The sequence below is a fragment of the Cellvibrio mixtus subsp. mixtus J3-8 genome (assembly GCF_000766945.1).
GTDB classification, from domain to species: domain Bacteria; phylum Pseudomonadota; class Gammaproteobacteria; order Pseudomonadales; family Cellvibrionaceae; genus Cellvibrio; species Cellvibrio mixtus_A.
Map to the genome: position 1 here is coordinate 140796 of NZ_KN266212.1, position 24306 is coordinate 165101.

The 24306-nt window shown below is 47.4% G+C and carries 21 protein-coding genes; 18 read left to right on the forward strand and 3 right to left on the reverse strand.

Going from position 1 to position 24306, the window contains the following annotated elements; all coding sequences use genetic code 11:
* Positions 1–166: 166 nt before the first annotated feature.
* The 3 genes from A596_RS22295 to A596_RS17885 all read right to left on the reverse strand — a co-directional run bounded on the left by A596_RS22295 (position 167) and on the right by A596_RS17885 (position 3600).
* On the reverse strand, positions 167–1681 hold the full coding sequence (locus A596_RS22295; RefSeq protein WP_052417654.1) for a basic secretory protein-like protein: 1515 nt from the start codon (positions 1679–1681) through the stop codon (positions 167–169).
* A 250-nt stretch (positions 1682–1931) separates the two neighbouring features.
* Positions 1932–2198: a DksA/TraR family C4-type zinc finger protein gene (locus A596_RS17880; RefSeq protein WP_039917344.1), complete on the reverse strand. Its 267-nt coding sequence runs from the start codon at positions 2196–2198 to the stop codon at positions 1932–1934.
* 226 nt (positions 2199–2424) lie between these two features.
* Positions 2425–3600 carry a lytic polysaccharide monooxygenase gene (locus tag A596_RS17885; protein ID WP_052417655.1) on the reverse strand — a complete coding sequence of 392 codons (1176 nt, stop codon included), beginning with the start codon at positions 3598–3600 and terminating at the stop codon, positions 2425–2427.
* 359 nt (positions 3601–3959) lie between these two features.
* Here A596_RS17885 and A596_RS17890 point away from each other — a divergent pair, with 359 nt between their 5' ends.
* From A596_RS17890 to A596_RS17975, 18 genes are all read left to right on the forward strand, one after another.
* Positions 3960–4184: a hypothetical protein gene (locus A596_RS17890; protein ID WP_039917346.1), complete on the forward strand. Its 225-nt coding sequence runs from the start codon at positions 3960–3962 to the stop codon at positions 4182–4184.
* Between the two features lie 560 nt (positions 4185–4744).
* Positions 4745–7360: a phosphoenolpyruvate carboxylase gene (gene ppc, locus A596_RS17895; RefSeq protein ID WP_039917349.1), complete on the forward strand. Its 2616-nt coding sequence runs from the start codon at positions 4745–4747 to the stop codon at positions 7358–7360.
* A gap of 458 nt (positions 7361–7818) precedes the next feature.
* On the forward strand, positions 7819–8271 hold the full coding sequence (locus A596_RS17900) for a type IV pilin protein (RefSeq protein WP_052417656.1): 453 nt from the start codon (positions 7819–7821) through the stop codon (positions 8269–8271).
* The gene (locus A596_RS17905) at positions 8268–8762 is read left to right on the forward strand and encodes a prepilin-type N-terminal cleavage/methylation domain-containing protein (protein WP_039917351.1); all 495 of its coding nucleotides are present in this window, start codon (positions 8268–8270) and stop codon (positions 8760–8762) included. Before A596_RS17900 ends, A596_RS17905 begins: the two co-directional genes overlap by 4 nt.
* Positions 8743–9228, forward strand: coding sequence for a PilV family protein (locus tag A596_RS22300; protein ID WP_052417657.1), 486 nt, complete (start codon positions 8743–8745; stop codon positions 9226–9228). The genes A596_RS17905 and A596_RS22300 overlap by 20 nt, the downstream gene beginning before the upstream one ends.
* Positions 9212–9892, forward strand: a complete 681-nt coding sequence (locus tag A596_RS17915; RefSeq protein WP_052417658.1) for a PilW family protein — start codon at positions 9212–9214, stop codon at positions 9890–9892. The genes A596_RS22300 and A596_RS17915 overlap by 17 nt, the downstream gene beginning before the upstream one ends.
* Before the next feature lie 23 nt (positions 9893–9915).
* Positions 9916–12234: a hypothetical protein gene (locus tag A596_RS17920; RefSeq protein WP_039917354.1), complete on the forward strand. Its 2319-nt coding sequence runs from the start codon at positions 9916–9918 to the stop codon at positions 12232–12234.
* A gap of 257 nt (positions 12235–12491) precedes the next feature.
* Positions 12492–13745 (forward strand): methyl-accepting chemotaxis protein, encoded by a 1254-nt coding sequence (locus A596_RS23815; RefSeq protein WP_039917355.1) that lies wholly within the window; start codon positions 12492–12494, stop codon positions 13743–13745.
* A 9-nt stretch (positions 13746–13754) separates the two neighbouring features.
* Complete coding sequence (locus A596_RS17930) at positions 13755–14117, forward strand: response regulator (protein WP_039917356.1); 363 nt, start codon at positions 13755–13757, stop codon at positions 14115–14117.
* 13 nt (positions 14118–14130) lie between these two features.
* On the forward strand, positions 14131–14430 hold the full coding sequence (locus A596_RS17935) for an STAS domain-containing protein (protein WP_039917358.1): 300 nt from the start codon (positions 14131–14133) through the stop codon (positions 14428–14430).
* 11 nt (positions 14431–14441) lie between these two features.
* Positions 14442–16640 (forward strand): chemotaxis protein CheA, encoded by a 2199-nt coding sequence (locus tag A596_RS17940; RefSeq protein WP_039917361.1) that lies wholly within the window; start codon positions 14442–14444, stop codon positions 16638–16640.
* Positions 16641–17150, forward strand: coding sequence for a chemotaxis protein CheW (locus tag A596_RS17945; protein ID WP_039917363.1), 510 nt, complete (start codon positions 16641–16643; stop codon positions 17148–17150). It begins immediately after the preceding gene.
* Positions 17151–17178: 28 nt separating this feature from the next.
* Positions 17179–18849, forward strand: a complete 1671-nt coding sequence (locus A596_RS17950; RefSeq protein WP_039917364.1) for a methyl-accepting chemotaxis protein — start codon at positions 17179–17181, stop codon at positions 18847–18849.
* A gap of 60 nt (positions 18850–18909) precedes the next feature.
* A complete protein-coding gene (locus A596_RS17955; RefSeq protein WP_235425774.1) occupies positions 18910–20544 on the forward strand; it encodes a methyl-accepting chemotaxis protein in 1635 nt (544 codons plus the stop codon).
* Between the two features lie 67 nt (positions 20545–20611).
* Entirely contained in the window at positions 20612–21433 is an 822-nt protein-coding gene (locus A596_RS17960; RefSeq protein WP_052417659.1) for a CheR family methyltransferase, read from the forward strand.
* A gap of 3 nt (positions 21434–21436) precedes the next feature.
* The gene (locus A596_RS17965; protein WP_039917368.1) at positions 21437–21919 is read left to right on the forward strand and encodes a chemotaxis protein CheD; all 483 of its coding nucleotides are present in this window, start codon (positions 21437–21439) and stop codon (positions 21917–21919) included.
* Between the two features lie 117 nt (positions 21920–22036).
* On the forward strand, positions 22037–23083 hold the full coding sequence (locus A596_RS17970; RefSeq protein ID WP_039917371.1) for a protein-glutamate methylesterase/protein-glutamine glutaminase: 1047 nt from the start codon (positions 22037–22039) through the stop codon (positions 23081–23083).
* Positions 23080–24303, forward strand: coding sequence for an EAL domain-containing response regulator (locus tag A596_RS17975; RefSeq protein WP_039917374.1), 1224 nt, complete (start codon positions 23080–23082; stop codon positions 24301–24303). The genes A596_RS17970 and A596_RS17975 overlap by 4 nt, the downstream gene beginning before the upstream one ends.
* Positions 24304–24306: the final 3 nt, after the last annotated feature.

The following is a 24306-nucleotide window of genomic DNA, read 5'->3' on the forward strand; positions in this document are numbered from 1 at the left end:
TTCAGATATTCATCAATCGCTGGTGCTATTTTTTTTAATACAGTGCAAACAGGTCGTTGTCGTTTTGAGGCAGCAGATTTTGTAGATAATTAGTATTCATAGCGAATTGCTGTATCTGGTAAAAAGCAGTTATGAGCTTGGCCCATAACTGCACAGTGACATATTTCTATGGAGCGAGTTCAACGCGAATAGAATGGATATTGTCATTCAACGCACCGACAAATGAGACGTCGGATGTGTATTGGACACCGGTACCGGAAAGATCAGTGCTGGTAAATAAAGTGACGCGATAACCAGTGGGCACTTTAACGGAAGATACACCTGAATTTGCGCTGTTGGGATCAAACCATGAACCCGGTGCACCGCGCACAATTAAATCATTGGGTGTGTAATTCCCGACATCGAGTTTCAACCCAAAACCTTCAAAGTTAGCGTGTTCGAATACCGTAATACCTTGTGTTGCTGGCAGTGGTGCCGGTTGTTCGCCATAGAGCGCGCCTTTTTCAACGGAATAGAAATACCACAAGTGATCTACATCATGGCCGGTCCATTGCACCCAGATATCGTTGGTGTATTGCCCGCTACGTAGCAGTTGATCCAATTGATCCACGCGTGAACTTCCACCACCCGCGTAATTCGTATCAATCCATTGCAAAAAGCTCGCTGCTACTCCATATCCGTTACTGTAATGTTGGCCGTAGCGATATTGTTGCAATGACCAACCGAGGTTACTCAACCCATATTCATCACGCACAAAATCAGCAATGCCTTCGGTTAGCCAGCCCGGAACATTTCCAAATGAATAAGCCTGAATAATATGCATGCCTTCGTGAACCATAATATCGGTGTCATGCGGGTTATCGAGCATCCATTGTCTTTTAACGGTAATGCGATCACCGCCAGCGTAGGCTGGTGGGTCTATGTCGCGTATATCCAGATAAACAGTTTGTGGGGCGCTGGTATTAAAACGTGCAAATAATTGCGGATACACTGTATGGAATGTACATGCCAGGTTATTTAACGTGTTGTTATTAAATACCCCTTCTACGCTAATGATTAAATTGATATTGCTTTGGCAACCACTTACAGGCTGACCCGAAAAACGTAAATTATCTACCACAATAGCGCTATTGGTATTGGGGACGCTTAATACCAGTTTGATCACCAGATCCGAATAGTTTTGCTTCAATGCAGTTTCAATATTAGCGGGAATTGGAATGGATAATTTATGAAATGTATTTGCGGATAAGTTTGCAAGATTGGCGGAACCAACCCAGGCGCTGTAAAGCCCCAGTGTTGGACTGGAAACAGAAAGTTGTACTTGGCCCCAGGAGAATACTGCGGGAAGCTGAACATCAATTTCAAATTCCTGTGAAACATTTGAAAGCGTTGCCAGTGGTACAGAACTTAACTGGGTGTAGGAAAAATTATTGATGGCAATAGCAGAGTTGCCTTGTGAATGCACATTGGTGTTTGCCAATGTGCCCGAGCTGGCAGACCAGTGTTGTGTTGATTCAAAACCCAATATATCCGTTTGTGTTTGTGCCAGTGCGCCTGCTGCAAAAACGGTCGTTATTAACACACTGGTTAATTGAAATAGCATTTTCCTGGCGCACATTTTTTTCATCGCCGTGTGTGCATGCCTGATTTTTGCAAACAGTTTGCGAATGGTGTACTTCATATTGCTCTCCATTGTTCACATTAATGACTCATCTGATACCAAATTTGCTCGAACCAAACAGCATTGAGCCTGGCGATCATCAGCCAGGCCTGTGACAAAAAGAAGATTAAAAGTCGTATTGGAAAAAATTTTGTCGGCTGAATTTGTTTGGGGTGATTTTTTCTTGAAAGAATTTTTTAGGCAGAATTTTTGCGCGAAGGTCAGTCACAAAAATACAAATTTTTACACTGATGGTTTTTAAACGTATGTGTTAACGTAATTGGCTATCTTTGCTGCCGCGACGATTGATGGGTGAGTGAGTGGTTTCTTCTTTGTCGCGTTCTTCCTGGCATTTAATACATAACCGCACACCGCGGATTGCCAGGCGACGCCCTTCCGGAATAGGTGCATCGCATTCCTCGCAACGGGTCAGGCTTTCTCCGGCAGGAATACGGCTGCGCGCTTGTTGGACGGCGTCATCAATACTTGCATCTATTTGGTCCTGGACAGCCCCGTCTTTTGCCCAACCTCCAGCCATTCGTTATTCCTCGTTAGCATTTCTATATTGGTGTTGCGATTGCGATAAAAAGCAGCAGGTATATTTTAACTGTCGCCATATGAATTGGTTGGCAGGCGTAAAATAAAGTTCAGTTTTTCGTTTGGCGACGATGTGCCTGTAAATTAAAAAACGGCAACCAGGGTTGCCGTTTTTTAGGTGTTAATCTGTTCCCTGATTACATTTTCCTATTAATTTTGCATATCCATTACTGACAGCTGCGTACTAATGTCCAGGCATTATTCCATGCCCAACCGGTACCCGGTGCATAAGCGCCGCCTTGTGAACACCAGCCGCTCACAGTACAACGGTACTCGCTACCACCATTTTGTACCAATGCATTATTCGCATAACTTGCGCCGTTGACAAACGCAGGTGATGTGCAATTGCCAGTAGCAGGTGCAGAAGATGATGAACGTGCACTACTGGTTGAAAGTGGTGATGAACTTGTTGAGACAACAACGGATGATGCACTCGAACCATTGTCAGTACATGCACCTAAATCCAGCCAATAGTTATAGGCGCCAGAGGTTTCAGCAGGGTTGTTACCCTGGGTCCAATAGTTAGCAGAGTAACGTCTGTTATTGTATTGAACTTGCTGCGGGTTGTTATACGCAGTAGTTGCATTCCATACCGGCAAGCCCGCGCACGTATTATTTGATGCGCTTGATGTTGTCCCGGTAGAAGAGCTCGATGTTACAACAGCAGACGACGCAATAGACGATGAACTGGTTGGTGTGCCGTAGATTACATCAATACATTGATAGAACGCTTCCGGCGCATCAGCCACTGGATCACGCTGCCAAATACTGTAAACAATATGACGGCCAGTACGCTGCGGCAGGTTCACAATATGAGTAGAAGTTGTTTCACGATCTGCAGGTGCTGATTGATGGATTTGCTCCAGGTCAGACCATTTCAATGGTGCTGCGCCGGGATTAAAACCTTGTTTGGTAATGTAGTAACGGAAGTACTTGGTTTTGTGTGCAGCAGTGTTGGTCCAGATAAATGCACGTGGACCTGCGCTAACAGTAGTCGCACTCCAATCATTACGCGCGAGGTTTAAGCCATTCATGCTACCGATATTGGCGCCACACAATTTGCCATCGGGAATCAGGTTCTGGTGATTGTCGTTAGCACCACCAATGCCGATGGATTGTGGTTCATACTGGCTTGAGTTACCTGCAGCTGAAGCTGCAATACACGCTGCCGAGCTACCACCGCCTTGAGCGGATGTACACAGGAATGCACGGCTTTTAGGGCTCGAAACATAACCGTGTGCACTAACTTCTACCGCGCTCAATAACGCAGCAGAACCTATTAACGCCGATAAACTTACAGCGCTAAATGTTTTAACACGGGCAACAACAGAAGGATTATTCATTATTCTCACTTTCACTCTCCACATTTATCAATGTTGATATGTCGATGGCATTTATCAAAAAGGATTTGATATTTTTGAAAGAATAAAATTTAACAATAAAAATTTTATTCGGGCGTTGAGTCTACGATGCTCAATTTAAAACACCAGTCTGACTTTTCGCTTTTCCGGGGTTTTAGCGTTCGACTTTACGATGAAAAAAAACGCACTTGTTTGAATGGAAATTTATGCGTCATTCAGCATTGCATTACTGCAATAGAAATAACTAATTCATTAGCGTTGGAAAACCAAGCCATTAAATGTGAACTTAATCTTTTTAGTTGTTTCCTAAAAGATGAATGTTTTTTTTAGGAGTAGGGCAGATGTCAACTAGTACACAAACCCGATATCAGCATCACCTTCAGCGTCGCCAAACGGGCGGCGAGCAAACCGACGAGCTCTTTATTAACAATCCTGATCATCCGTTGAAGGCGACGGAACAGGGTAACCAGGTACAAAAAATCGACTATGTTGAAGGTCAGGATCAAAAGTCGCCCCAAAACCCGGCAGAGCGTATTCCCGATGATATTAATACCCGGGAGCGTTAACCCGGGTTGAGGTGCGACCATGAATTGAGCAGGCTTCGGCAATGCAAGCCATTGCTGGGGCAGGGCTGGTTACCAAAATGACATCCACAGAGTTATCCACAGCTTCTGTGGATAGTCTCACTCTGCATCCGGTTAAATCGGTAAATACTATCGGGCATAGTATTTGCTGAATCATCTCTATCGCTTAACCGCCTAAATCTTTCCAGATAAGTAATATTTGGATAAATGTGGCGGAAATCTGGCTGCGGCGGGTAAATCTGCTGTTGGAAAGGTGAAAGTGGCATTAAATTTACGATTTTTATCATCTTGATGGGGGTGCATTGCATCGGTGCGCTTGCATAGATCCGTGCACCTTATGTAATCTGCGCGCCCGCCCAAAAAGCCCGAATAATCCTAAATGATGCGAGCACCCACTAAAGGTTTGGGCATGTATTGGTCTGGTTGATAGTGATCCAATCGTCATTTTCTACCTCTTGCCTTGAGTGATGGCGTAGAATGCCGCCCTCTTTTGGTGATTCGCTTGTGCGTTTTTTAATCCCTCGATTTGTTGGAGAAGCCTAATGTTAAAGCTGCCTGAAACCCTGCGCGAAAACGTCCGCCTGCTAGGGGAACTTCTGGGTGAAACAATTCACGCCCACGAAGGCGAAGCGCTGTTTTCCAAGGTCGAAGGTATTCGCAAATTAGGTAAGGCAATTACCAAGGCTGAAAATGGTGACTCTGCACCGTTGGTTGCGATGCTGAGCAGTTTGAATGACCAGGACATCCTGCCGATTGTACGAGCGTTCAACCAATTCCTTAACCTGGCCAATATTGCGGACCAGGAGTACTTCTCCAGTGCCGAAGCCGAGCGCGAGGACAGCTTGCAGACCATGATCCAGGAGTTTTCCCGGGTTCATGGCAAAAGTGCATTAACTGAAATTATCAATAAATTGCGTATCGAGCTGGTTTTGACCGCTCACCCGACCGAGGTGACCCGCCGCACCCTGATTCGCAAATATGATCAAATCGTAGATACCCTTGCCGATCGCCAGAACGGTAGCTTACTGACCTTTGAGCAGGATAAATTACGTGGCCGCCTGCACCGTTTGGTCGAGGAAATCTGGTCTACTGACGAAATCCGTACTACCCGTCCTACCGCTGTTGACGAAGCCAAATGGGGCTTTGCAGTTATCGAGAACAGCTTGTGGCAAGCGGTTCCTGACTTTATCCGCCATCTGGACCGTATGTGTACCCGTCATTTGGGGGAATCCCTGCCGGTAGATATTCGCCCCATCAAGTTTTATTCCTGGATGGGTGGCGACCGCGACGGCAACCCCAATGTGACTCACAAAATTACCCGCGAAGTATTGTTGCTGGGCCGCTGGATGGCGGCCGAACTTTACTCGCGCGATATTTATAGCCTTGGTGGTGATCTGAGTATGAGCGAAGCGAGCGACGAATTGCGCGCACGCTATCCGGACAGTGCTACTCCTTATCGCGATGCGATGTACGATTTGCGTCGTCGCATCCAGTCCACGCTGGAGTGGGCTGAAGCCCGCTTACAGGGGCGTGCGGTGGAAGTGCCTGCGGATCTGATCACCAGCCGCGAAGATTTGTTGTCGCCGTTAATGCTGTGTTTCCGTTCGTTGAACGAAGTGGGGTTACCACATATCGCCAATGGCCCGTTGGTTGACACTATTCGCCGTATCCACTGTTTCGGCATTAACCTGGTGCCGCTGGATATTCGCCAGGATGGTGATCGCCACGTACAAGCTATTGATGAATTGGTGCAATACCTCGGCCTGGGTGATTATCGTGCATGGTCCGAAGAAGAGCGTCAGGCATTTCTGTTGGAATCATTAACCAGTAAGCGTCCGTTGTTACCATCGGTATGGCCGGTGAGTGATGAAACTGCTGAAGTATTGGCGACTTGCCGTGTAGTCGCGCAAGAACCGCGCGAGATTCTGTCCCACTACATTATTTCCATGGCCCAACAACCCTCGGATGTGCTGGCTGTTGCACTCTTGTTGAAAGAATGTGGCATGACCTGGAACATGCCCATTGTGCCGTTGTTTGAGACTCTGGATGATCTTGATCGTGCGCCGGTTGTGATGGAGCGCTTGTGGGGCCTGGAGTGGTATCAGCAATATTCTGCTCATCAGCAGACAGTGATGATCGGCTACTCGGATTCGGCGAAAGACGCCGGTAAGCTCGCCGCAACCTGGGCGCAATATAAGGCGCAGGAAAAACTGGTGGCGCTGGCTGATAAGTTTGATGTGTCTCTGGTGCTGTTCCATGGTCGTGGCGGTACTGTTGGCCGCGGTGGCGGCCCGGTAGAGAAAGCGATGGCATCACAACCACCGGGATCTGTGAAAGGGCGTATCCGTGTGACCGAGCAAGGCGAGATGATTCGCTATAAATTCGGTCTGCCACGGGTAGCGTTCAGCAGCTTGTCTTCCTATGTCGTGGCAACCCTGCGCGCAACTATGTCGCCCAACGCGGCACCGAAAGATGAATGGCGTGATCTGATTGAACGCATGGGTAAAGCCAGTCTGGAAGCCTATCGCAGTGTTGTGCGTGGCCATAAAGACTTCGTGCCTTATTTCCGTAATTTGACACCTGAGCAGGAGCTAAGCCTTTTGGCGTTGGGCAGCCGCCCGGCCAAGCGTAAATCCACTGGTGGCGTAGAAAGTTTGCGCGCAATTCCCTGGGTATTCGCCTGGACACAAGTCCGCTTGAATCTGCCGGCCTGGTTAGGTACTCGCCAGTCGTTTGAATATGCATTGGAAAATGATCCGGCGTTGTTGCAGGACATGGTTAGCAACTGGCCGTTCTTTTCCAGCTTCCTCGATCTTTTGGAAATGGTCATTGGCAAGGCGGATGGTCCGATTTGTACCTATTACGAAGAGCAGTTGGTGCCTGTTGAATACCGTGGCTTGGGGCAGGAATTACGCGGTGATTTGAAAGCCCTTGAGGGCTTGATAAACCAGATGAAGAAACAGGATACGCTGCTGGCAGATGATCCGATGCTGCGTCAATCGCTGGAGGTGCGCAAGCCTTACGTTGATCCGTTGAACTACCTCCAGGCAGAGCTGCTCAAGCGCTATCGCAGCAGTGAAACCATCAGTCCAGACCTTGAGCGTGCACTTAAAGTGACCATGGCAGGTATTGCCGCAGGTATGCGCAACACGGGTTGATTTATAGACGATGCTGGCGGCTAAATTATGGCCGCCGGCGATTGTTACCTCCTGTTTCCTTTCTACCCTCTTGTAAAAACCCCTTATCACGATTTTTTCTATAGGTCGCCTATTTCCACCCGACGGAGTTGGCAGATCTTCTTAAAAAGCCGTTCGGTATATAATTTGAACTGGTTATCGCAAATTCGCTTGGCATTTAAAGGCTTTGTCGTTAAAGTTTGTTTAAGTGCACACCTGACAGCGCAGTCATTTAAAAAAACAATAATCCATACCACACAAATAGCTTCGCTCCAGAAGCAATACTACACGACTCATTTTGGACCACGGTCACCTATGGAAGGTACTGCTTTGAGGCTTATCCCGGCAGCTATCGGAAGGCTTTGTTATTTTTAATAGCTAAAAAATATAGATATTAGTTTTTTATACCTAAAATCAATGTGTGTTAGAGGTGTTTTACGATGAAATCGATTACCTCAATGAGGGGGAGGTTTGGTTTTCAGCGTGCGTTTACGTTGATCGAACTTATGATCGCGGTAGCTATTGTGGCAATCCTTGCTGCTATCGCTTTTCCTGCCTACACCAGTTATATCGCAAAAAGCGAAATTCGCTCAGCCCAGGCTGACCTGCTGGCATTGAGCCTGAACTTTGAAAACCGCTATCAGCGCACCCTGGTTTATCCCACGTTGACTGCGGCTGAAAAAGCAAATAAAGCGGGTATTCAGGGGTATTTCAAGGGGTGGACAACAAGTACCTCCAACTTTGAATTCAAGGTTGACGAGAGCAGTGCTTCAGTTTACAAAATTTCTGCTGTAGGTAGTGGTCGCCAGACGGGATGTACTATCAGCCTTAACTATAAAAATGAGCGTACAACCTCTGGTTGCACATATAACCCTGGTAGTTCGTGGTTATGAAGCAGCAGGGCGTGACTTTAGTTGAGTTGATGATTGTTCTTTTAATCATCGGACTTATTGCGGTTGCAGCTTCGCCATTTACTTCTGCCTGGGTGAAGGATGCAAAAGTTTCCGAAGGTGCATCAGCTGTTGAAGAGGCTATCGGTCGAGCAAAGGCTGCCGCCTTGCGCAACACCGCTCGCGTGACTGGCGACAAACCGGCGAGCAGGGTTTGTTTTAGCTCATCAGAAGTCAAAGTAGTGGTTCCCGCGACCCCAACCCAGGAAGTTAAATGCGATTTGACCCCTGTGTGGACTGCAAAACTGTCTGATGTTGTTACCGTTAAAACGTTTAAAGATAAAGACGATACGCCATCAACATGGTCGTGCAGCTGCTTTAACAATAAAGGATTAGCGATAACTGACTCAGCCAATTGCAATGAATGCAGCACTAACCTGAATTTTAAATTTGGACACACTGGAGTTGATAGTGATGAACGCAGTTTTTACTAAATCATCGCAGTTGCATAAAGCGCCTGTTGAGTGCGCCTCCAAATTCACGCAATTAGGCGGGATGATGATTGAGTCTCTTGTTGGGTTGCTAATCCTTAGTGTCATTGGTGGCGGTGTAATGCATGCAACAGCGCGTATGGCAAATACCCAACAGCAGCAGGCAGTGAATAACATTACGGTAAATCAAATGCGCAGTATGTTGGTGAATCGCACTTTTGGCGGCGCAGATTTGTGTGCGGCAGGTATTAATCCCAAAGTAAAGTTACCGGGCCAAACTGAAGAAACTGCCGTGGTAGTTAAAGGTTGCAACAACGTCAATATGGATATCACTAATGTAAAAACCGGTACTACTACGATGGTGAAACAAACGGTATCGAGTATGCGCCCTGTAGTTCTGGAGGTCGGCACCGACACTAACAAAGTACGTGTCGGGGGTGTTGAGGTGCGTGATGCGACCGCTCCATAAGCAGTTTTTTCTCTTCCAAAAAGGCATATCACTGATTAGTTTGATGGTGGGATTATTACTGGCCATGATCAGTATTCTCGCCGGTATGTTGCTTTACAAAAATATCGTGCAATCCTCAGTACAGGCACGTAGTGATGCTTTGCAAGATGGCCAGATTGCATCGGCGATGCTTACTTTGCAATTGGAGCTGCAAAGTGCAGGCTATGGCATTGCAAAAGACCCCACCACGACGCATGTGCAATTGGTTGATGGCAAGACTCTTTATTGGCGATTCAAAGATGGTTCTGCTCAATGCAGAAGTTTCCGTATCGAAGACAATGATGCGGGTACTCATCGCAAATTGGTGTTGCTCAAACTCACATCAGGTTGTGATGAAACATCTGCGCTTAATTCATTTAGCTGGAATGATGCCGATAAAGTCGAAATAAATCCGCTTGCCGAGTTTCGTAAATCGGATGCAACTGCAGTGGATTTACCGGTTATTACTATTGATTCTGTTGCGCCAGCTTCATGTTTCCCTTACGGCATGGGGACCAAGGGGGTACATCCTCTGGTAACCATCACCGCTGACAACGCAGCCATTACTGCAGCTAAGAAAATTGATGCAACAGCGGCAGGGCCTAACGCGCCATTTCGCTATGATTTTTGTTTATCCAACCTTTAATTTCCACATGTCGAGCAGACGCTATGAAAACGATTAAAGCAGCATTAGGAATTGGTGTTCGTCGTGCGAGTCAGCGCAAGCAATCTGGTGTGGCCACTATTTTGGTCATTTTAATGGTGGGGGTAGGCCTGGTCGCAGTGTCAGTCGGCACCATGCATACCATGCGCAACACCCAGGAGCGTCAGTTGGTAGCGCATTCACAGATTAATGCACAGGCCGGTGCTTGGGCGGCAGTGGAGACGGTACGCCAGCTGTTGGGTACGTTAACGGCAGACCAACTGGCGGGTTTGGTCATAGATAATGAATGGACTATCAGCGGAGTGGGGGTCAATGGCCTAACACAGAAAGCTGTTGTTAAGGCTGTTGTCCCACCGGCTGCCTCCAAGACCGATTATAAAATCAGGGTTTTGGTTAGTGCGGTGGCTGAAGCTGGACAGTCTTCATCAACTGTTGAGGTGGTTTATGAAGTGGTACCGGGGGCAGCGGCTGACCCCTTTGAGTTGACGGGGGTACTGGATTTTTACAACGATCTCGAGATGAGTGGCCATATGGATCTCAAGAGTCCTGATGCAGGGTTGAGCTTTAATGTCGATGGAGACTTTAATGCAACTAGTCTTAGCATTGGCGGATCAGGGCTCAAAAAAATGGCTGTGACAGGCAATATAACTGTTGGATCAGATATTCGCGTTGAAGAGTTGTGGGCAAAAAATGTCACGATCGTCGGTGGCGCAAGTGCTACAAAAGTTTTCGCGTTTGGTGATCCTGATGCAACGGATGATACCTGTTGCGGTAATGTCAAAATGACCGGAGGAACTGGTGTAACACAAATCAATGCTAATGGATCAGTTGATTCTGGAGGCAGTGGTGTTGATGAAATAAATGCGCGTCGCAATATCAGCATTACTCGTGGCGGCAGCAATCACAAGCGACTTACTGCTGGCGGTACGGTAACTAATACATCTGGAGGAAACATCACTGAGTTCATTAAATCGATAGGTGATGTAACCCTTAGTGGTGTGACTATGACTGGCTCTCCAGGTGTTGTTTCAAAGGGAAACGTAACAAATAGTGGTAGTGCGACTGTTAATAAAATTACTGCACTTGGTGGCGTTACTGTTCATTCAAATGGAACTGTCAATAATATTAAATCAGGCGGCAATGTTTCTCTGAATAACGTAGATACTAAAAACGTCGAAGCCGTAGGTGATATTACATGCCCTCCCGGCGTCTCAACAATCTACGAAAACCTTAAAGCTGGCGGTACAATTAAAGACTGTAAACCCACTTGGGACACTACACCCAAACCTACTTGGTTTCAAAAAGCCAAGGTGGACATGCCTGTGGTGGACATCACTATTCCTGACAAAATACCCAAAGTTAAATTAGATCAGCCTAAAGTTAATGCGTGGTTGTTGCGCTCTCAAGCGAATTACGCACTGGAAATTAATGCTGATGGCGTGCCTCAGGTCACTGTGAAAAGTGTACATGATGTGGCTGATGGAACATATTTTTTGCGCCCTGTAAGCGGCTCAGATACCGATAGGGAGTTTTTGTGTAAGACCCTCACCGCAGACCGTAAATTGTGTGCGGCCAAAAGCCCCAGTACTCCTGTTCATGCATTCTGCTATGGTGAAAGTGATAAGAACTCTTGTATTTCCTTCACTGTTGCCGATGGCACATCTATTGATGCCAAAGGGGAAAAAATACGCGATAAATTCATTATTGGTGGTAAAACCCTGGTTCCCGGGGTGGTTTGGATTAAAGGTGATGTGGTATTAAATAATGGGACCTACTACAACACCATTATTGCTACTGGTGATGTATCAACTTCCGGCACTGTAGTTTCTTACGCACTGAATTACGCTGCAGCTTATGAGAAACTAGACTCTGGTGTTTCCAAAAATGCAGTTTGTAAACTCGAATATGCAAACACTGCTGCTGCTGCGGCATTTTCAGGTCAGTATCCAACTAATTATTGCGTCGAAGGGAAATATGTATCTAATCCCGTGGGGAATATCGGCATTTTGGCGGGTGGTTACAATCCCGCAGATGCAGATATTTACACCGGTGGATATATCAATCTGGCAGCAAGTAACGCTATTTACGGTACTATTGTGTCGGGAAATATTCTGGAAACAGGTGGGAGTACGCACGTCTATGGATACATTTCTGCGGCTGGCTTGAAACAAAACGAGGATGAAAAAAATAAATTAACGCAAAGTACCACTGTTGATTTAACTAACCTGCCGGAAGGTTATGACCCCACAAAAATTCCTGACATGAGTGGTGGAAGCTCTGGTGCCACCGCCAAATCCGAAGTCCTCTGGAGCCGCTACCTCTAACACCTGTTCGCATTACCCCCCAAAAAGCGCAAATTGATCCCAAATCAATTTGCGCTTTTTTATTTAAGTTTTTTCCTCTGATCGTCGCCCTGAATCCCTGTATTTACAGCGAGTTAGCTGAGTAATTTCACTCAGCGGGGGGCTTTTGACACCTCCTTAATCCCCGTCTATACCTAGAGAACCCTCCTGAGAGCACTGGCGCAGGGATTCCTACACAACAACCTGTGTTTTTGCGATTGATATTGACGGAATAAACCATGAGTAATAGCTATTCCAGCGGGAATTCAACCGCATCCTATTCGTCCCCGACAACGGCTGGAAACACATCCTTATTGGGAATAAGTGTTGCAGTGGGTGTGATCGCCATAGTGGCATTGGGGGCGATTTTCAGTGGCTCGCTTTCCTTTGTCTGGAAATTACTACTGGCACTGGCAGTAGTTGCGGCGGCGATTTTTACCTGGATACAGGCATCGGCTGCCCTCAAGCAAGTAGAGGCGCTGCAAGCAGAATTGAAGCGTGCGCAGTTCGAACAGCAACTAACCCAAACCTACAAAACCCTGCTGGAAAATTACCAACAATTATTAAAAGACTTATTGCCCACCTGGCAGCGCCAAACCGAGCTGGCACGTCATCAACTAGAGTCAAGCATCACTGAACTGGTGGGGCGTTTTTCAGAAATCCACCAGCGGTTGCAAGCCGCGGTTGCAAGCTCTTCAACTACCGCAAGCAGCATGAAAGGCGATACAGGTTTGGGTGGTGTTATTCAATTTGCCAATGCTGAGCTCGGACAAATCACCCAAACCCTGCGCGCGGCGATGGAGCAGCGCGATGATTTACTGACTGAAATTTCCGGTTTATCAAAAATCACCGTCGAACTTAGCGGCATGAGTGCGGAGGTTGCGGGCATTGCATCACAAACCAATTTGCTTGCGCTCAACGCGGCAATCGAAGCGGCCCGCGCTGGCGAATATGGGCGTGGTTTCGCTGTCGTTGCTGATGAGGTTCGCACCTTGTCTACTCGCTCGGGTGAAACCGGTGCGCGCATTGGTAAACGCATTGAGCAAGTGAATTCCGCTTTGCAAACCACTTTGGATAGAACCACTGAATACGCCGCGCAAGACAGTAATCGCTTGAGTAAATCCGAAGGCTCTATCGCTCAGGTCCTCGAGCAATTCCAGCACTCCAGTGAAAGCATTTTGCAATCTGCACATGTGCTTGAACAAGAAAGCGCTGCGGTGCAATCCAGCGTGGAGGAAGTATTGGTGAATTTGCAATTCCAGGATCGTGTCAGCCAGATCCTGAGTCACGTTACCGATGATATGGAAAAACTGGTAGGCGCTGTCGCTGATCAGGAAACACGTTTGCGCCATGGTGAATCAGTGACGCTCATTGATATTCAGGAATGGCTGCGCGCTATACAAAAAACCTACACCACGCTCGAACAAGTGGATGTGCATCACGGATCGCATCACTCTAAAACGCCGAGCAATTCTGAAATTACGTTCTTTTAGGAGCAGTGAATGTCTAAAGTTATTTTGGTTGTTGATGATTCTGCCAGTGTTCGTCAAGTAGTGGGAATTGCGTTGCGCGGTGCCGGTTATACCGTAGTAGAGGCGAATGATGGCAAAGATGCGTTAACCAAACTGGATGGCCAAAAAATTAACCTGGTGATTTCTGATGTGAACATGCCAAATATGGACGGCATCAGCTTTTTGAAAGAAATGAAACAAAAAGCCAATTACAAATTTACGCCCGTAATCATGCTCACTACTGAGGGTGCCGAAGAGAAAAAACGCGAGGGGCAAGCCGCAGGTGCGAAAGCCTGGATTGTAAAACCTTTTCGCCCCGAGCAAATGCTCCAGGCCGTTTCGATGCTGATCTAAAGGCCGCGCCGCTATGAAAATCGAACGCAAAAAAAGCAAGGATACTTCCACCCTTATTTTTGAAGGTGAGCTGACTATTTATAACGTCAGCCAATTGAAAGATGAATTATTTGCCGATTACGACAAGCTCGCCGACAAAATTGCGTTGGATTTACATGCGGTTACCGAAATAGATACCGCCGGCGTGCAGTTGTTGTTATTTGCAAAGAAATTTTTCAGCGCAATTCATAAGTCCGTATTTATCACAAAAAGCAATGAATCAGTAGAGAGTGTACTGGTCGCGCTGGATGTGAATAGTCAATTCGCTCGCTAAAGGAAACCCCTATGAATCTTGACGGTGCCTTGCAGACATTCTTCGCCGAGGCGGAGGACTTATTGAATTCAATGGAGGCTGCCTTATTGCGTCTGGACGAAGGCGATAAGGATATGGAAACCATCAATGAAATTTTTCGCGCAGCACATACCATTAAAGGTTCTGCGGGTTTATTTGGTTTGAACGATATCGTGAGTTTTACTCACATCGTGGAAAATGTGCTTGATCGCGCGCGCGATGAAAAAATCACTGTGAGTGGCGATTTACTCAGCATCTTATTACCTTGTCGGGATCACATTGCCGTACTGGTAGAAAATGCCATGCACGAACGCGCGAATGATGAAACCTGCCTTGCACAAGGGCAAGCGTTACTCGATGCATTAAAACCCTGGCTTGGCGTTGCGGCAGCACCTGTCATTGCCAAACAAGAAAGCAATGCAAGCGCGGGTTTTTTTGATGGTAATACGGGAGGCTCGTCTGATCGCGACTCCTGGCATATTTCGGTGCGCTTTGGGCCGGATCTATTGCGCAACGGCATGGACCCGTTTTCGATTTTGCGTTTTTTACGCACGCTGGGTGAAATCACCCACATCACCACTATTACTGAACACCTGCCAGAGTTTAATGATTTTGATCCGGAGCAACTGTACCTGGGTTTTGAAATTACTTTGGGCAGTAATGCCAGCCAGCAGCAAATTGAAGATGCGTTTATGTTTGTGCGCGAAGAATCTTCAATCAAAATTATTCCACCGCGCAGTAATATCTATGCTTTTGTTAATTTAATCCAGTCATTGCCGGAAAATGCCCAGCGGCTTGGTGAAATCCTGGTGAAAAGCCATGCAATCACTTATCAGGAGCTTGAGGCTGCATTAGCCACCCAGAAAAACCAGGCGAAAGCACTTGGTAAAGTGGGCATGCTTGGCGATATTTTAATTGAAGAACAGGCGGTGGCCCCGGAAATTGTCAATGCCGCATTGGATAAACAGAAAAAAAACAACGAGAAAAAATCCAGTCCTGAAAATCGGTTTATTCGTGTTGACGCCGAGCGTTTGGACAAATTAATTAATTTGATTGGCGAGTTGGTGATCAATCGCCAGCGTGTTGATTTGCTCGCGTCCAAAATGGGTAATCCAACCCTGATTGAAGCGGTAACGTCCATGGGGAATTTTACCGAGGCAATTCGCGATGCGGCACTTACGCTACGCATGGTGCCAATTGGCGATACCTTCCAGAAATTCAAACGCGTAGTGCGCGATACCGCCAAATCGCTTAACAAAGAAATTGAATTGGAAATTGAAGGTGCAGAGACCGAGCTGGACCGTTCAATGGTGGAAAAATTAAATGATCCGCTAATGCATATTGTGCGTAATGCAATGGATCACGGTATTGAATCCATTTCCGTGCGGCAAGCGCGTAACAAGCCGGATAGCGGTACCATCAAACTGACTGCGCGCCACGATGCAGGCAATATTGTGATTGGTATTCACGACGATGGTGGTGGCCTTGATGTGGAAAAAATTCGCAAGAAAGCGATCACTAATGGTTTGATCGAAGAGGGTGTGCATCTTTCACGGCAGGAATTGTTCCAGTTGATTTTCCATCCCGGTTTATCAACCGCCGAACAAGTGACTAACTTGTCAGGGCGGGGTGTCGGCATGGACGTCGTAAAACGCAATATCGAAGAGCTGCAAGGCGGTATTGAAATTGAAAGTGAAATGGGGGTGGGAACGAGCTTGAGTATTCGCTTGCCGCTTACGCTGGCGATTATTGATGGCTTTCATGTTACGGCGGGTAATATTGATTTTATTGTGCCGCAAAATACGATTCTCGAATGTGTGGACTTAAATTCGCTGAATCATGTGCAGGGGCAAAATTGTGTAAATCTGCGCGGCGACCAGGTTCCTTATATTCGCTTGCGTGAAATTTTTTCGTTGCAACCGGGTAACCACAGCCGTGAAAAAATTGTAGTTGTTCAATTTGGTGAAAAACGTGCGGGCATTGTTGTCGATGAATTGCACGGTGAAATTCAAACCGTTGTAAAGCCCATGGGCCCTATTTTCCAGGCGCTGAAGGGGATCGGCGGTTCAAGTCTTTTAGGCACAGGTGCGGTTGCACTGATTTTGGATATCCAGCAATTAATCAGTTTTGCAATTAACCGCGAACATCTCCGTAACAATGCCTTTTCAGTCAACATCCAGGAGCAGGAATAAATGAATCAGGCAAGTAAACAAAAAAAGACCGGTTCCCCAGAAGTGATCAAGCAATACCTGACGTTTCGTATTGGCAATGAGCATTACGGCCTGGAGTTGTCGCAAACCCGCGAAATTATTGAATACAGTGGCATTACCGAAGTCCCATTGATGCCAAATTTTTTGCGCGGTGTGATTAATTTGCGCGGTGAAGTCGTGCCGGTTATTGATTTGGCTGTGCGCTTGGGGCGCAAGTCCATTGAAGTACAAAAGCGTACCTGCATTATTGTGGTGGAGTTGCAAAACAATGAGCAAAACCATGTGCTGGGTTTGCTTGCAGATGCCGTCAGTGAAGTGATCGAAATGGATGACGAAAACATTGAAGATGCACCATCTTTTGGAGCTAATATCCGCGCCGAGTTTATTCAAGGTATTGCCAAGCGCGAGGATGAATTTGTGGTATTGCTGGATGCAAATAATGCCTTGTCCATCCGCGAGCTGGCGCATTTGGTAGAAGCCCAGTTGCAATAACCTAATTTATTGTTGTGAGGGAGTTACCGTGTTAGCCAATTTAACCTTGAGGTCCAAAATATTGTTGCTCAGCGCCCTGATTATTATAGGGTTGTGTGTGCTGGGTGGCTCCGCCTACTTACAACTTCGCCAGTTCAACGCAATTGTTGATGAGACCAATGTGCACGTGCAGCGTCGCGCGGATATTTTGGGTGAGATTCAAGGTTCCGCTATCACGTTTAAAACCCAGGTACAGGAATGGAAAAATATCCTTATCCGCGGTAACGAACCGGAACAGTTTGTGAAATATGCCGATGGTTTTAACCTCGCCGAAAAAACTGTACAAAACCATTTGTCCAAGGCGATGGCATTGCAAAAAGCAGAGGGCATTGCAACGGAAGCGATTGAAAAACTGCAGGCAGAGCATGCGAACCTCGGAAAAAATTACCGTAATGCATTAAGCAATTTTGAACAGGATCAACCCAATACCGGCAAAGCAGTTGATAAACAAGTCAGTGGAATGGACCGCGAGACAGCGTCCCAGATGGAAGCGCTGGCCGCTGCAACCAAAACCGGTTTTGAGCAGTATTTGCATGATTCGGATAACAAAACCGAAGCCGTTTATAACAGGACCGTAAATATTCTGGTCATCATTTGTGTTGTCGCATCGGCCACTATTATCGGGACTATGGTAATTATTTTTCGCGATATGTTTAAAACCCTTGGCGGCGAACCTGCGTATACAGCTGATGTAGTGTCGCAAGTGGCCAATGGTTATCTCAATATTGATATCCAGCTCAAGCACGGTGACCAAAGTTCATTGCTGGCCAGTGTGGCCAATATGCGCAAACAACTTGCTGAAATTATTGGCGATGTGCGCAGTTCGGCCGACGCCTTGTCATCGGCCTCGGAAGAAGTGAACGCAACCGCGCAATCGCTGGCAAAAGGCGCGTCGATACAAGCGGCGAGTGTCGAAGAAACGTCTGCGTCAATGGAACAAATGTCAGCATCTATTTCACAAAACAGTGAGAACGCAAAAATTACCGATGGCATGGCTCAAAAAGCGGCGAACGATGCCGCAACTGGCGGTGAAGCGGTAATGAATACAGTGCAAGCCATGCAAAAAATTGCCGAGCGTATCAGTGTGGTTGATGACATTGCTTACCAAACTAATTTGCTCGCCTTGAATGCGGCGATTGAAGCCGGGCGTGCAGGTGAACATGGCCGCGGGTTTGCTGTTGTAGCGTCTGAAGTTCGCAAACTCGCCGAACGCAGCCAGGTTGCAGCACAGGAAATCGGGACCTTGGCATTAGATACGGTGAGACGCGCTGAAACAGCGGGAACAATGCTTAACAATATGGTGCCAGCGATTCGCAAAACTGCCGATCTGGTACAAGAAATTGCGGCCGCTTCTTCCGAACAAAACGCTGGCGTTGCACAAATTAACGGAGCCATTGGCCAGGTAAGCCAAACCTTGCAACAAAATGCCGCAGCATCGGAAGAACTCAGTTCGACTTCCGAAGAGATGAGCGCGCAGGCAATCCGGCTGCAGGAATCGATGACCTATTTCAAGTTACACGCGGGAGCGGCTAAGAATTCATTTAAAAAAACATCTTCCACGACATCACCCAAACCATCCGGTCCTGGCCCTAAAAAAATCACTGCACAACGTGTAGCCAGTGGTGATGACCTGGATGATAACTTTGTACGCTTTAACTGATAAAAATTGCCTGATTAATGTATCGGGAATTTGTGATCAAAGATCTTAATGGAGCTAAACATGACTGTTGCAAAAAAAATGCTATTGCTGGTCGCTACTGCGGTGCTGGGAATAATTATTCTGTCTGGCGCTGCCCAGGTGCAAATTAACACTGTGTTTGAACAAGCAAATTACAGCAATGAAAATGTTATACCAAGTATGAGTTTGCTCGCGGAAATTCAAAGCAGTGTTTATCGTTTCCGGATTCGCCTGAGTCGCTTTGTATTAAATACGGATCAAACGCAAATAGAAAAGCTGGAAATCGACTTAAATAAAGCGATGGCCGATGCACGCAATGGTTTAAAAAAATATGAAACCTATTTGTCCTCGGATAAGGATCGGGAGCTGTTTTCGGCCGATAAAAAATTCTTCGATAGTTTTGTAGGACACTTGCCGGAAATTCTCGCCGCTGCAAAAAAAGGCCAAACCGATGCCGCGCTCGCATTAATGGAAAAATCCGGAGATGATGCACGAGCTCTCGCTACGGCATTGGAAAATCACTCTGCGTATAATATGGAATTGGCTGATAATGCCAAAAATAATGCATTGGCAACCAAATCAAAAGCGGCATTAATTTCAATCATTATTTCTATCGTTACACTACTTGCTATTGCACTAATCGGTTTTTTCATTGCGCGCAACCTGCTTCGCCAGCTTGGCGGTGAACCTGATTACGCAGCGGCAGTTGTGGCCAAAATTGCCAGTGGCGATTTAACCCAGCAAGTGAACACCAGGCCGGGTGATACTACCAGCATGCTCGCGGCGATTCGGGAAATGTCGACGTCCTTATCGCAAGTGCTGGGGGAAGTGCGCAGTTCGGCTGATGCGTTGGCTTCGGCTTCCGAGGAAGTAAATGCAACCGCGCAATCGCTGGCGAAAGGCGCCTCGGTTCAAGCGGCGAGCGTGGAGGAAACCTCGGCATCAATGGAACAAATGTCAGCGTCCATTATGCAAAACAATGAAAACGCCAGTATCACTGATGGCATGGCCCAAAAAGCGGCGGCAGATGCAGCAACCGGTGGCAGCGCTGTTGCCAGCACCGTAGAGGCAATGCAGAAAATTGCGGATCGTATCAGCGTCATTGATGACATTGCCTATCAAACCAATTTGCTTGCGCTGAACGCCGCGATTGAAGCAGGGCGCGCGGGCGAGCACGGCCGTGGTTTTGCGGTGGTTGCCTCGGAAGTGCGCAAGCTTGCTGAGCGCAGCCAGGTCGCCGCACAGGAAATTGGTTCGCTGGCTGGTGAGACCGTTAGCAAAGCCGACAATGCGGGCAAACTCTTGCAGGAAATGGTGCCGAGTATTCGTAAAACGGCTGATCTGGTACAGGAAATTTCCGCAGCTTCGTCCGAGCAAACAGCGGGAGTTAATCAAATTAATGCCGCGATTGGCCAGGTAAGCCAAACCATGCAACAAAACGCAGCGGCTGCCGAAGAATTAAGTTCAACCTCGGAGGAACTGAGTTCACAGGCGATGCGACTGCAAGATGCAGTGAGTTATTTCACATTGTCTGTTGAAGATTCCCGCAGCAATTTTGCACGTAGTTCGCGCGCTACGCCTGCACAACCTGTTACGCCAACCCGTGCAAAAAAACCTGCAACAAAACCGACACCGAGTGACGATGACCTTGACAAGGATTTTGTGCGTTATACCTGACGCGCGGTGTTTATGATGAGCAGAATAAAAATATTATGTATAACGATCAGCAGGGGTGATGGTGATTATGTCCGCGGATAACGCAACTCCAATTCCTACTGATCAGGAGTTCCAATTATTCCAGCAGCTCATTCAGCAAAAGCTGGGTATTTTTTTGCCCGTGCAAAAAAAAGCGTTATTGAGCAACCGTTTGTGGAAGCGGTTGCAGGCCTGCGATTTAAAAGGTTTTGGTGAATATTATCGTTTTATCCAAAGTCCGCAGGGGCGTGGTGAATTAAGCACAGCGCTGGAATTAATTACTACTAACGAAACGTATTTTTTTCGCGAACAAAAACATTTTGATTATTTGCAGGATGAAATCCTGCCCAATTATCGCCCTGGCCATAGTTTCCGGGTTTGGAGTGCAGCGTCGTCAACCGGTGAAGAACCTTACAGTATTGCAATGGTATTGAAAGACCGTTGCAACTGCGATTGGGAACTACTGTGTTCCGATGTAAATCGTACGGTAGTAGAGCAGGCGAAAATCGGGATATACCCGGATATGCGCGTGCGCAATATTCCGCCGGAATATTTGCGCCGTTTTTGCCGTAAAGGTGTTGGCCCGCAAACTGGCAATGTAAGGGTGATTGCCGAATTGCGCCAGGCAGTGCAGTTTTTTACGCTCAACCTGCATGAAGATTTCCCTGATCTGGGGAAATTCGATCTGGTATTCCTGCGCAACGTTTTAATTTATTTTGAAAATGACAACAAAACCAAAATCCTGGAGCGGATTGCTGACAAGCTGAATCCTGGTGGCATTTTATTTGTGGGTCACTCCGAGAGCCTGCACGGAATCAGTAACCGCTTTGTTCCTGTAAAACCGGCTATTTACAGGCTGGTCGGGCGTTAATGAATGATTGCTGCTCCTGAATCAAAACCGCTGCACAGTATTCATCCCGGTGAGTGGTATTTCGGTACTGAATATGAGCGCTTGCACACCGTGCTGGGCTCTTGTGTAGCTTTGACTGCCTGGCACCCGAAGCTGAGGCTGGGAGGGCTTTGCCATTATCTGCTGGCAAAAATGCCCGAGCAAAAATTACCGGGACGCGATTGTCGCTACGCGGCCAATGCCCTTGAGCAGATGAAACTGGCGATGATGTCGTTTGCCAATCCTTCAGAATTTGAGTTGGGCGTGTTTGGTGGCGGTGATATGTTTGCTTACATCACTGCCACTTCCATCGGTACAGACAATATCCAATTTGCACGCAATTGGTTGATGCGCGAAAAATTAAAACCATTGCATGTGGATGTCGGTGGAAAGATTTCGCGTTCCCTCACGCTGATTATATCTACCGGGGAAATCCAGCTAAAACATTATCAAATGAATGCCGGTTAAGTTGTTGAAAAGCCGCGCTTATCGACAATACTTGGTGAAGTCGCGCAGCGTGAGTATTAACACGCGCAAGCCAATTTGTGTAAGCACAAGCCAAACCTATGTAGAAGTTGAGATGCTATGACTATTAATGTGCTGGTGGTGGATGATTCAGCCGTGGTGCGCCAGGTACTGAGCGGTGTTCTCAACGAGGCACCGGATATCAGTGTCTATGCCACTGCGTCTGATCCCATATTTGCGCAGCAACAGATGCAAAAAAAATGGCCGGATGTGGTGTTGCTGGATATAGAAATGCCGCGCATGGATGGCCTGACATTTTTGCGGCAATTAATGCAGGAGCGGCCAACACCGGTAATTATTTGTTCTTCGCTGGCCGAAAAAGGTGCAGAGCTAACGTTGCAAGCATTGGCCGCCGGCGCCATTGATATCATCACCAAACCGCAATTGGGTGTGAAAGATTTTTTACTCGAAGCCAAGCATTTGTTGTGGCAAACCGTACGCGGTGCAGCGGGTGCCCATGTATCGCGCCGTGCATCGGTAGCCGATAAAAAACCGGCTGCGGTTGCTGCACCAGCGGCTGATCTGGTCGCTATGACGGCGACTACCGATACTATTATTGTCATCGGCACATCGACTGGTGGTACCCAGGCGCTGGAAGAAATCCTTAGTAAGATTCCGCGTACTTGTCCGGGCATCGCTGTGGTGCAACACATGCCGGAAAAGTTCACCGCTGCGTTTGCAAAACGCCTTGATGGGCTCTGTGAAGTGGATGTAAAAGAAGCGGAGAGCGGTGATCGTTTAATTCCCGGGCGTGTATTAATTGCACCAGGCGGGCATCACCTGGAGGTACAGCGTTCGGGGGCCCAGTATATTGCCAAGGTTTTTCGCGGACCGAGTGTGAATCGCCATTGTCCTTCTGTGGATGTGTTGTTTCGTTCGGCTGCGCGCTACGCAGGTCGCAACGCCATGGGAATTATTATGACCGGCATGGGTGATGATGGCGCGCGCGGGCTATTGGAAATGCGCCAGGTTGGTTGCAGGACTATTGCACAGGATGAGCAATCCTGTGTTGTATTTGGGATGCCCAAAGAAGCGATTAACATGGGCGCCGCAAAAGAAATTATGCCATTGTCGCAAATCCCGGCAGTGTTGGGAGGCAAGGCATGAAGTCTGTGATTTCCGAATTGAGCGTGCTGGTGACTGACGACAGCCTCACCCAGCGCCAGTACGCCATGGACCTGTGCCAGGAACTGGGCGTGCAAGCTTTATTTGATGCAGCCAATGGTGTCGATGCATTGGACGTGTTGGATACAAACAGCGTCGATGTTGTATTAATTGACCTGGAAATGCCGATCATGGATGGGGTGGAATTAATTCGCTCCATCGCGCAAAAAAAATTAAATAGCAGTGTCATTATCCTCAGTGCAAAAGATCCTATTCTTATCGCCAGCGTAGGCACTATGGCCGAGGCTGATGGTCTGCATGTGTTGGGAACTTTTCAAAAACCATTGTTGCCTGATGCCCTGGAGTGCAGTTTGTTGCGCTTTATCCAGGACACTAAAGTGGCGGCAGAGCCAAAAAAATCAAACGATACAGAAGTTACCGCCCTGGAACTCAGCCATGCGTTGGCGAACAACGAATTAACCCTTGCGTTTCAGCCCAAGTTGACCGTGCATGGATTATTATTGCGCGGCGTAGAAGCATTGGCCCGCTGGCGCCATCCTGCCAAGGGCATGATATCGCCGGTAGTATTTATTGAATTGGCAGAACGCCACGGGATGATCGATGCGCTTACGCATTTTTTATTAGAAGAAGCATTCAAACACAAACGCACCTGGCAACAGTATGGATTGCGTTTCCATCTCGCATTTAATTTATCGCCATTGTCGCTCGCCGATTCTGACATGGTAGATTGGTTGTGCAAGATGGCTGAAAAGTACGGTATTGCGCCTGCCGAAATTACCTTTGAAGTGACCGAGAATGCCTTATTGGGCGAATTGGCCAGTGCGATACGTACGCTCGCGCGTTTGCGGTTAAAAGGTTTCCATATCGCTATTGATGATTACGGCACTGGTTTTGCGAACGCCCAGCAATTATCGCGCGTGCCGGCCACAGAATTAAAAATTGATCGCTCTCTGGTTCATCGCGCTGCAGCCCGACCACAACAGCGAACCATTCTTGCGAGCACCATCGACCTGGCCAAAAACCTGAATCTCACTACGGTTGCGGAAGGTGTGGAGACCGCAGAAGATTTCAAAATCCTCTACGATTTGGGTGTAGATCTGGTACAAGGTTATTATTTTTCCAAACCGCTTTTCGCTGATGATCTATTGAATTGGGTTAAGAATGATTTGAGTCAGCTGCGCCGCCAACAGGAACAAAAATAATTT

Coding starts and splice junctions, on each gene's coding strand:
- A596_RS17965 (WP_039917368.1), top strand. CDS start 21,437: ATGATTGCTGCTCCTGAATCAAAACCGCTGCACAGTATTCATCCCGGT.
- A596_RS17880 (WP_039917344.1), bottom strand. CDS start 2,198: ATGGCTGGAGGTTGGGCAAAAGACGGGGCTGTCCAGGACCAAATAGAT.
- A596_RS17915 (WP_052417658.1), top strand. CDS start 9,212: ATGCGACCGCTCCATAAGCAGTTTTTTCTCTTCCAAAAAGGCATATCA.
- A596_RS17935 (WP_039917358.1), top strand. CDS start 14,131: ATGAAAATCGAACGCAAAAAAAGCAAGGATACTTCCACCCTTATTTTT.
- A596_RS17920 (WP_039917354.1), top strand. CDS start 9,916: ATGAAAACGATTAAAGCAGCATTAGGAATTGGTGTTCGTCGTGCGAGT.
- A596_RS22295 (WP_052417654.1), bottom strand. CDS start 1,681: ATGAAGTACACCATTCGCAAACTGTTTGCAAAAATCAGGCATGCACAC.
- A596_RS17970 (WP_039917371.1), top strand. CDS start 22,037: ATGACTATTAATGTGCTGGTGGTGGATGATTCAGCCGTGGTGCGCCAG.
- A596_RS17885 (WP_052417655.1), bottom strand. CDS start 3,600: ATGAATAATCCTTCTGTTGTTGCCCGTGTTAAAACATTTAGCGCTGTA.
- ppc (WP_039917349.1), top strand. CDS start 4,745: ATGTTAAAGCTGCCTGAAACCCTGCGCGAAAACGTCCGCCTGCTAGGG.
- A596_RS22300 (WP_052417657.1), top strand. CDS start 8,743: ATGAACGCAGTTTTTACTAAATCATCGCAGTTGCATAAAGCGCCTGTT.
- A596_RS17905 (WP_039917351.1), top strand. CDS start 8,268: ATGAAGCAGCAGGGCGTGACTTTAGTTGAGTTGATGATTGTTCTTTTA.
- A596_RS17945 (WP_039917363.1), top strand. CDS start 16,641: ATGAATCAGGCAAGTAAACAAAAAAAGACCGGTTCCCCAGAAGTGATC.
- A596_RS17955 (WP_235425774.1), top strand. CDS start 18,910: ATGACTGTTGCAAAAAAAATGCTATTGCTGGTCGCTACTGCGGTGCTG.
- A596_RS17930 (WP_039917356.1), top strand. CDS start 13,755: ATGTCTAAAGTTATTTTGGTTGTTGATGATTCTGCCAGTGTTCGTCAA.
- A596_RS17940 (WP_039917361.1), top strand. CDS start 14,442: ATGAATCTTGACGGTGCCTTGCAGACATTCTTCGCCGAGGCGGAGGAC.
- A596_RS17900 (WP_052417656.1), top strand. CDS start 7,819: ATGAAATCGATTACCTCAATGAGGGGGAGGTTTGGTTTTCAGCGTGCG.
- A596_RS17960 (WP_052417659.1), top strand. CDS start 20,612: ATGTCCGCGGATAACGCAACTCCAATTCCTACTGATCAGGAGTTCCAA.
- A596_RS23815 (WP_039917355.1), top strand. CDS start 12,492: ATGAGTAATAGCTATTCCAGCGGGAATTCAACCGCATCCTATTCGTCC.
- A596_RS17890 (WP_039917346.1), top strand. CDS start 3,960: ATGTCAACTAGTACACAAACCCGATATCAGCATCACCTTCAGCGTCGC.
- A596_RS17975 (WP_039917374.1), top strand. CDS start 23,080: ATGAAGTCTGTGATTTCCGAATTGAGCGTGCTGGTGACTGACGACAGC.